The organism is Polaromonas sp. P1_G4 (assembly GCF_056405475.1).
Map to the genome: position 1 here is coordinate 1 of NZ_JBFUCA010000689.1, position 1,777 is coordinate 1,777.

The window sequence follows — 1,777 nt, forward strand, 5'->3', positions numbered from 1 at the left end:
ACCCATCAGCGCGAACTGAGGTTGACCGCATCGCATGGGGGATTTGCGGAATGGTTCACTCGCCGCCTAAAACCAATTCGTGAGCACCTTCGCGGCCCAGAAGCCAAAGGCGTTGATATCGTCAACCTCATGCTTCGCGAGAACCCCGAGCATGCCTGGCACCGAGATGAGTGGCACCAGCGAGGAAATACTTTTGAGTTCAACTTTATGTGCGATTTGAGCCCGCTTGAGACCCGCCCCGCGATCGAGAACATAGAAAAGTTGATGCAGTTCTATGCCGCAGTAACCAAGCAGGCCCCTTGGCCGCAGGTCCGCGCCCTATTCGATGCTCTGGCACGCCCGCTCACCAATGAAGACCGGATTACCATCCGTCCATATCTGCAATGGCCCCGTGGACAGTTGGTGAGCGAAGCTCAAGCTCGACGTACGGCGGCAAAAAGTGCGGCTTAGCCGGTCGTCCGAGTCGACTCGCGACGGCAAGCCTTTGCAATCGACCCAGCTCCGGCGTTAGGCACCTTACCCCTCCACAAACACCCTCGCCTTGCGCGGCGTCACCACCAGCATGTCGCCTTCGCGCAAACCCATCTCGGCAAACTGCTGCGAGGTCATCTGGGCTTCAATGATCGAATCGCCCGAGACATTGCCTTTTTGTTCATAGCCTTCGGCGGGAATCAGCTCCAACCGCGCAATGGGGCCGATCACGATGGCGCGCTCCAGGTGGGCGACGATGCCTTCGGCGCCCGGCGCATAGCGCTGCACGTCCAGGTCGTGCGGGCGCACATAGGCAAAGGCTTTGGCGTCCTGGGCGCCGGCGTGTTCAGGTGAATTGAGGCGCAGGCCTTCGAGCTGGACTTCGCCTTCGTGGGCGCGGCCGTGGAACAGGTTCACGTCACCGAGAAAGCCATACACAAACGGGCTGGCCGGGTGGTCCCACACCTCTTGCGGTGAGCCAATCTGCTCGACCTTGCCCTGGTTCATCAGCACCACACGGTCGGCGACTTCCAGCGCTTCTTCCTGGTCGTGCGTCACAAAAATGCTGGTGACATGCAGGTCGTCGTGCAGGCGGCGCAACCAGCGGCGCAGCTCCTTGCGCACCTTGGCGTCGAGCGCGCCGAAGGGTTCATCGAGCAGCAGCACCTTGGGCTCCACCGCCAGCGCGCGSGCCAGGGCAATGCGCTGGCGCTGCCCGCCCGAAAGCTGCGACGGAAAGCGCTCGGCCAGCCAGTCGAGCTGCACGAGGTTGAGCAGCGAATGCACTTTTTCCTTGATCTGCGCTTCGCTGGGCCGCTGGCCGCGGGGCTTGACGCGCAGGCCGAAGGCCACGTTCTCAAAGACGGTCATGTGGCGGAACAGCGCGTAGTGCTGGAACACGAAGCCGACCTGGCGCTCGCGCACATGCACGTCGGTGGTGTCTTCGCCGCTGAAGAGGATGCTGCCGCGGTCGGCGGTTTCCAGCCCGGCAATGATGCGCAGCAGCGTGGTCTTGCCGCAGCCCGAAGGGCCGAGCAAGGCGACCAGTTCGCCCGATTGAATGTCCAGGCTGACATCGCCCAGTGCCTGGAAGTCGCCAAAATGTTTGCTGACGTTGCGGATATCGATGCTCATGATGTTTTCCAGCGTGTTTTTCAGGAACCTATGTCAATTCGGCGGACTTAGCTTTAGCCTTGACCTTCATAAGTAACAAGAGCGAAATCGCAAGTGAGATAGGCGGTACAGCAAGTCCCCAGAAATAGGGGCCTATTAGAACGGCGGCAACACCGAAGAGGCAGCCGACCGG

The 1,777-nt window shown here is 60.9% G+C and carries 2 protein-coding genes; one reads left to right on the forward strand and one right to left on the reverse strand.

Annotated elements, in window-relative coordinates; translation table 11 throughout:
• Nucleotides 1-450 (forward strand): hypothetical protein (locus AC1D1X_RS22260; RefSeq protein ID WP_477699216.1); only part of this gene is annotated, 450 nt, incomplete at its 5' end.
• 66 nt (nucleotides 451-516) lie between these two features.
• Here the strand turns inward: AC1D1X_RS22260 and AC1D1X_RS22265 are convergent.
• Nucleotides 517-1,605, reverse strand: coding sequence for a sulfate/molybdate ABC transporter ATP-binding protein (locus tag AC1D1X_RS22265; RefSeq protein ID WP_477671695.1), 1,089 nt, complete (start codon nucleotides 1,603-1,605; stop codon nucleotides 517-519).
• Between the last annotated feature and the right edge of the window lie 172 nt (nucleotides 1,606-1,777).